Raw genomic sequence first — 6,235 nt, forward strand, 5'->3', positions numbered from 1 at the left:
ATCGAAACGTAATGTTCACGGGCTCTTTGCGGCGATAGTGGGGGCGGAATCTGACGATTGCTACAAGCCTGTCTTGAGGCGCGCGAATTCCGGGTTTGGAATGTCTAACTCGACGTGACTGACTGGGGCAAAATGCCGCTTCCTCGATTGGGAACGCAGGCGCGCGAAGGTCCACTTTTGGGGCCGGTACCGGGTATCCCAGACGCTTTCAGTAATTGGCGGCTTAGGGTCGTGAGAGGACCTTCGCGGCGTCAACGGCAAGAGAGACCACTCGTGGCGCGAAGCGGAAAAACGTGTTTTAGGGAACCGGGTCCCCAGCTAATTCTGTGCGATCGCAGATTACAGTTCCTGCCTGACAACACCCTCTGCTTTCGGGCCCAAAACTGCCGCTCACTCATTTAGGCCAATCGTCAAAACTGGCTCCATGGCATCGAGTAGAGCGCTCGGCGATACTGGCGGGCCGTCAGCCTTCCACGAATTCTGGAACTCCGCAATTTCTATCCCGACGAAGTGGTGTTCTGCGATCACCTTGCAGCAGACGCGCAGATCATCCAGCGACAAGCCGCCTTCGTGTTCGTAATCTGTCGGCACAATGCCCGGTTCCAAAACATCGCAGTCGAGGTGGGCATAGACGGAACGGCCAGCGATAGCGGTCCTAAGCTCGATAGCGAGATCGACACCTGGCTTGATGTGCGGAATACCATGTTTCGCGATCAGATTCAGCTCGTAAGGATCAAGGTCACGCTGACCGACGAGAACGACCTGGTCCAAGCTTAAACCTGCACCAAGCCCCGAATCCCAAAGGCCGAGCGGTCCCGCAAACGCCAGTCCGCCGAGATATCCGGTAGTGCTGGCCTCTGGCGGGTTTAGATCGCCATGTGAATCGAACCACACAATGCAGGCCGAGGGATGATGCTTCGCGACGGCGGGGAGTGTCGCCAGCGAGACAGCGCACCGGCTGGTGGCGGCGATCGATACCGCGCCTCCAGCCAACACCTTGTCGATCCGAGACTGCACCTCTTTGAGCGACGGCAGGGCCGCATCTAGCTCTTCGCGCCACCCAATATTCAAGGCGGGCTCTGGGGTACCGATCATTGTGGGACAAATGCCGGTTCGGCGTTGCAATTCGTCGCCGATCGCTTTCGCACCCGGCATCGCCAAGTCGTTGTGATCGCCTGCGCGTCCTTGGAACACAGTGTATTCCGCTTTTCTTGCCACCGCTCGCAACCATGCAATTTTAGTTGCTACACGTTTAGCTGGTTTCTTCGTGGAAAGCGAGAATAACCGCTTCTGGCGGCGTTTTGTGGAATCGCTCGACGTCGCCTTCGCCCCGTTGCTGACATCGTTGAATAATCGCGGGTTCCCGTTGAACGCCGAGGATGCAAAACCGAGGCATGGCTATCTGATGGACGAGCATCGAGAGGGTGGTTCTCACTTTCACCGAGTACCGGCGAGGGCTCGCGGCCAGTAAATTCCGCTCATTCAGCTGTGGACTCTCTTGGTTGCCAACCGACGATGTCGGGAGTCAAAGCGATCAACGGGCTGCGTCAGCGATGCACTTCAAAAGGGGTGACCACTATGGACAGACTTTTCTATGTTGGTGTGTTGGCCGCTCTCTTTGCGGCTTTTGCCTTTTCGCTCAACTTCGTTGTGCCCTTCATAATCGGTGACTATTCCACCTTCGATTTTGCCCTCATCCGTCATGTTGTCTCAGCTCTCGTAGGACTTTGCGTCCTGTCATTGGAGAAGCGCGTAGTGCGACATCTCACGCTCCGGAACTGTCTGTCGGCTCTCTGGCTCGCCTTCATCGGATATGTCGGCTACTTCCTGACCGTGACGGGAGCGGCCATCTATGCCGGTCCGGTAATCGCTCCAGCCTTTCTCGGCCTAGTACCAATCGTACTGATGGTCATTGGTAATCAACGTCAGGGATCGTTGCCGTGGCGAGCCCTTATGATGCCTCTCGCGCTGGTGCTGGTCGGCCTGGTTCTCGTCAATGGTACGGCATTCACGGCCGAAGGATTGAACTCGGTCCGATCATTGTGGGTTGGCGTGCCGCTAGCGCTTGCTGCCGTGGGACTTTGGGTCTGGTTCGCCCTCGCCAATCAGGCTGTACTCGCCGCTCGACCAGAAATGCCTTCCGGTGTTTGGTCGGCGTTGATACTGGTGGGGGGCAGCGTCCTGATGCTGGCGTTCTATCCTGTCGGGGCTGCGATGGGCCTCTTCCGTCTTCCAACGCTAGGTTTCGGCTGGAGCACTGCGGGCAACCTATATGTTTGGGGTGCAACTTTCGCGCTACTGGCAACTGTGTGCGGCGTTTGGGCTTGGAACATTGCGGCACGAAGCCTGCCGGTTGCATTAGCCGCGCAATTGATCGTCTCGGAAACAGCCTTTGGCGTGATCGGAGGGCTTATCGTGCATGCGCGTTGGCCAACTCTGATTGAAGGCGCTGGCGTCGTAGTTCTGATCGCCGGCGTTGTTCTGTCAGTGCGCATTTTCTATGATTTCCAGGTCACATCGGGAAAGGCATTGCTTGCGCACGAGTGAAACAGCGGATGGAACGAATAACAGGCGCTGGTGTCGGGTTTCAACCAAGTTCAACGCAATGACCGCAGTTAACGCTTTGCGGAAGAAGACCCGCCTTCTCCAACGACAGGCCGACAGCAATGGTCATTCCCCGTGACCATCGCGATCATCTGATATCCGTAACGTGGTCGAACTTGACAACATTGCAGGCAGCGTTGAACTGCCAGAGGTGACCATAAAGGGGAACGAATAGTTCTTGCCCCGCGCTGTCGCCTCGAAATCGATGAGCACGAAGAGACCTTGCCACCGCCGTTGAACAACGGATGCGGTTGTTCCACGCGATTGGCGCGTCCCCGTTAGTCGGAGTGGCTCTGTCCGGGCTGTGGTGGTAGGCTAGAGTGTGGGAGGCGCGCCTATGAGCGAGGCCCGAAAGATCGCAGCGATCCTGGTGTCGGATGTGGTCGGTTACAGCCGGCTCGCCGGCGCGGACGAGGATCGTATTCTGGCGCGGCTGCGGGCTTTGCGCAGCGATCTCATCGACCCTACGATCGCCGTGTATCACGGCCGCGTGGTCAAGCGCACCGGCGACGGCAGTCTTGTAGAATTCCGCAGCGTTGTCGATGCCGTGCGTTGCGCCATCGAGGTGCAGAACAGCATGATCGAGCGCAATGTCGGCCTGCCGGCTGAGCGGCGGATTGATTTCCGCGTCGGCATCCATCTGGGCGATGTCGTCGAAGAAAGCGACGGCGATCTTATGGGTGATGGCGTCAATATCGCTGCCCGCCTGCAAGGAATTTGCGATCCCGGCGGCATCTGCCTCTCCGAACAGGCGTACTGGCAGGTCAAGGCAAGGCTTGATCTCGCAATCAACGATCGCGGCGACGTGCAGCTCAAGAACATCAACGAGCCGGTCCACGTCTATTCGCTGCTGGTCGGTATCCCCGCCCAGGCGAAGCCTGCAACGCCCGCGAACAGCGCAGGACCGGAAAAGTCTTCGACGCGGCTCGCGCTGCCCGACAAACCCTCGATCGCGGTCCTGCCGTTCCAGAACATGAGCGGTGACCCGGAGCAGGAGTATTTTGCCGACGGCATGGTGGAAGACATCATCACCGGGCTGTCGCGGATCAAATGGCTGTTCGTGATCGCGCGAAACTCGAGCTTTGTCTATAAGGGAAAGGCCGTGGATGTCCGGCAGGTTGGGCGCGAGCTTGGCGTGCGCTATGTATTGGAGGGCGGTGTGCGCAGCGCGGGCAACCGATTGCGCATCACTGCCCAGCTTGTCGAAGCTGAGACCGGAGCGCACCTGTGGGCCGACAGATACGACGGCGCGCGGGAGGATGTCTTCGACCTGCAGGACCAGATCACTGAAAAGGTGGTGGGCATCGTCGAGCCGAGCCTGCAGCGATCGGAGATCGAGCGTGCCAGGCAAAAGCGCCCTGAAAACCTCGACGCCTATGACCTCTATCTGCGCGCCGTCCCTTACATGGCAACTGTGATGCCCGCCGACGCCAAGGTCGCTGCCGGGCTTCTGGAGGATGCGCTAGGCCTGGACCCGAACTATGCCGCCGCCCATGCGCGCCTTGCCTGGTGCCACGAGATTTTCTTCACGCGGGGCGGCTTCGACGAGGCCGACAAGGTCGCTGGGATCGGGCACGCGCGCTCCGTGATTGCGAGCGGCACCGACGACGCGGCGGCATTGGCCATCGCCGCCTTTGCGATCTTTATGCTGGGCAAGGATCAGGCAGCGGCGTTGAACGCAGCCGAGCGCGCCCTGTCTTTGAATTCCTCCTGCGCTACCGCGCTCTATTTCGGCTCCGTCCTCTACGCCTTTGCCGGTCAACCCGCCAAGGCGACCTCCAATGCCGAACGCGCGCTAAGGCTCAGCCCATTCGATCCCATGGCCTATGCGGCGCATTTGGCGCTCGGAACAGCGGCAATCCAGCAGGAACGATACGACGAGGCGGTAGCGCATTGCGCGAGGGCCGCTCAGGCAAACCCGCGGTTCAGTACGCTTTATTTCTTCCAGGCGGCTTCTTTGGCGCTCGCTGGCCGCCAGGAGGAAGCACGGCCGGCCGTGCAGCGATTGCTCGAACTGGAGCCAGGGTTTCGGCTTCGCGTGTTCTTCGAACTGGGGATGGTGCGGGCAATCGCCGACAGATTTGCGGAGGGTGCGCGCATCCTGGGCTTGCCTGAGTAGCCGGCTTCAGCGGAAAGTTTGCCGGAAGGGCAAGTCGCTCCGAGATGGCGTCAATCCTGACCATCAGCCGTCATAGTCATTCCCGTCCGATGACGTAATACGCGCCTGACAAATGTCAGAGATGCTACGCCTTCAGTGTCGGAGGCTACCGGCAGCGGCGAGCATCTCCGCCGCGTTTGGAAAGATGCAGAGGCTGTTCGGCCCGTCGCGCGCTTCAATTTGCACCCAGCGAACGATGCCGTCGGCGTCGATGAGGAAGTGCCCGACAAGCTGTGTGGGGTGGCTTGCGAAGATGGCATGATCAACTTCGTTAAGCTCGAAGCCGTCCTGGGCGTTGAGGAAGGCATTGGCCGCCATCGGATGTAGCGCTTCCGGCAATTCGCCCGTCGGGTTAATGCGAGCGGCCTCGAATTGCTCCATGCTTGCCCGATAGGGCCATACAGGCTGCTCGCGGCTGTCCTCGGGCAGGAAGTTGCCGCGCGGCACGCCGAAGGCCCGGTGCGTGGAGCAATCCTCGTCACATAGGAGCACGGCCGGCGTTGGCCGGTGCTCGAAATATATGCGGGCGCGCTCCACCGGCGTGTTGATCACGGCAACAGTTTCCACCCCCGCGGCGCGCAGGGCAGGCTGTAGGCGGCCGAGCTGTCCCACCTGACGCCGGCAGAACGGGCAGTGCAACCCGCGGAAGAAGGCAATCAGAAACGGGTGACCGTGAAGGCTGGCGAGCGAAACCGTTCCTTTTTGATTTGCCGACGGAAGTGCGAAGGCGGGCGCGTATTCCCCTGGTTGCAGCGGGCATATCGGGTCTCCCATGGCATCTGTCCTTTGCTAGGCGTTCAGGTGAATGCTGGGCTTGATCTAAGTCCGACACCTATCACGCCACGGCACCACTCGCTATGTTCACGGTGCAAATCAGCTGCGGGTGCGAACCTTCAGAAGTCTTGCGACGGCGGCGTGTCCCCTTTTGGCGCGAAGCCGCCGAGGCGGATCGTCTGCCTTCGGCGTTGGGCTCAACTGATCGCTGCAACACACTCTGCAAACCTCTCCGCGGGCGTCTGATAAGCAAGGTCTTTCTTGGACTGGATTGTCCGGCTCGACATAGTCGTCGACCGCTTCCGGTAGAAGCAGCAATTGCAAACGGTCTGTTCCTGATAAATGAGCCATGGCAGAATCTACCGTGACAGAACACTATTTGGAATCAGTCACATCGTTTGAAGGCAGATTTAGTGAGCGAAGACCTGTACATGGAATTGCAATCTATCGTCTCCGAAAGCCCGCTTCTCTCTTCGATCCTCAGCAATTGGGATCAAATCGCTCTTCCTGATTCCTGGCTGGTGGCTGGTGCTATTGCCCAGACGGTTTGGAATCACGCGTTTGGCTTTCCGCCCACTCATGGCATCACTGACATCGATATTGTCTATTTCGACGCTGATAATCTTTCGGAAGCTGCGGAAGCCGAGCACTCGGCCCGGATTAGGGAGGCATTCTCTGGTCTGCCTGTTTGGGTAGATG

5 protein-coding genes are annotated in these 6,235 nt (G+C 59.2%); 3 read left to right on the plus strand and 2 right to left on the minus strand.

Going from position 1 to position 6,235, the window contains the following annotated elements; genetic code table 11:
• Positions 1 to 390 precede the first annotated feature (390 nt).
• Positions 391 to 1,218, minus strand: a complete 828-nt coding sequence (locus K9B32_RS24110) for an arginase family protein (RefSeq protein WP_224566796.1) — start codon at positions 1,216 to 1,218, stop codon at positions 391 to 393.
• A gap of 360 nt (positions 1,219 to 1,578) precedes the next feature.
• On the opposite strand from K9B32_RS24110, the gene K9B32_RS24115 reads away from it, so the two are divergent.
• The gene (locus tag K9B32_RS24115) at positions 1,579 to 2,547 is read left to right on the plus strand and encodes a DMT family transporter (protein ID WP_224566797.1); all 969 of its coding nucleotides are present in this window, start codon (positions 1,579 to 1,581) and stop codon (positions 2,545 to 2,547) included.
• A gap of 394 nt (positions 2,548 to 2,941) precedes the next feature.
• The gene (locus tag K9B32_RS24120) at positions 2,942 to 4,723 is read left to right on the plus strand and encodes an adenylate/guanylate cyclase domain-containing protein (RefSeq protein ID WP_224566799.1); all 1,782 of its coding nucleotides are present in this window, start codon (positions 2,942 to 2,944) and stop codon (positions 4,721 to 4,723) included.
• A gap of 132 nt (positions 4,724 to 4,855) precedes the next feature.
• Here the strand turns inward: K9B32_RS24120 and K9B32_RS24125 are convergent, their stop codons facing one another.
• Positions 4,856 to 5,536, minus strand: a complete 681-nt coding sequence (locus K9B32_RS24125) for a peroxiredoxin-like family protein (RefSeq protein WP_224566801.1) — start codon at positions 5,534 to 5,536, stop codon at positions 4,856 to 4,858.
• A gap of 431 nt (positions 5,537 to 5,967) precedes the next feature.
• Between K9B32_RS24125 and K9B32_RS24130 the strand changes: the two genes are divergently transcribed.
• Positions 5,968 to 6,235 (plus strand): nucleotidyltransferase family protein (locus K9B32_RS24130; protein ID WP_263491078.1); only part of this gene is annotated, 268 nt, incomplete at its 3' end.

The sequence above is a fragment of the Rhizobium sp. 3T7 genome (genome assembly GCF_020166565.1).
Lineage (GTDB): Bacteria > Pseudomonadota > Alphaproteobacteria > Rhizobiales > Rhizobiaceae > Rhizobium.

What these genes read in the sequence shown, in the direction of transcription:
- K9B32_RS24115 (WP_224566797.1), top strand. Translation starts at nt 1,579, where the DNA reads ATGGACAGACTTTTCTATGTTGGTGTGTTGGCCGCTCTCTTTGCGGCT.
- K9B32_RS24120 (WP_224566799.1), top strand. Translation starts at nt 2,942, where the DNA reads ATGAGCGAGGCCCGAAAGATCGCAGCGATCCTGGTGTCGGATGTGGTC.
- K9B32_RS24125 (WP_224566801.1), bottom strand. Translation starts at nt 5,536, where the DNA reads ATGGGAGACCCGATATGCCCGCTGCAACCAGGGGAATACGCGCCCGCC.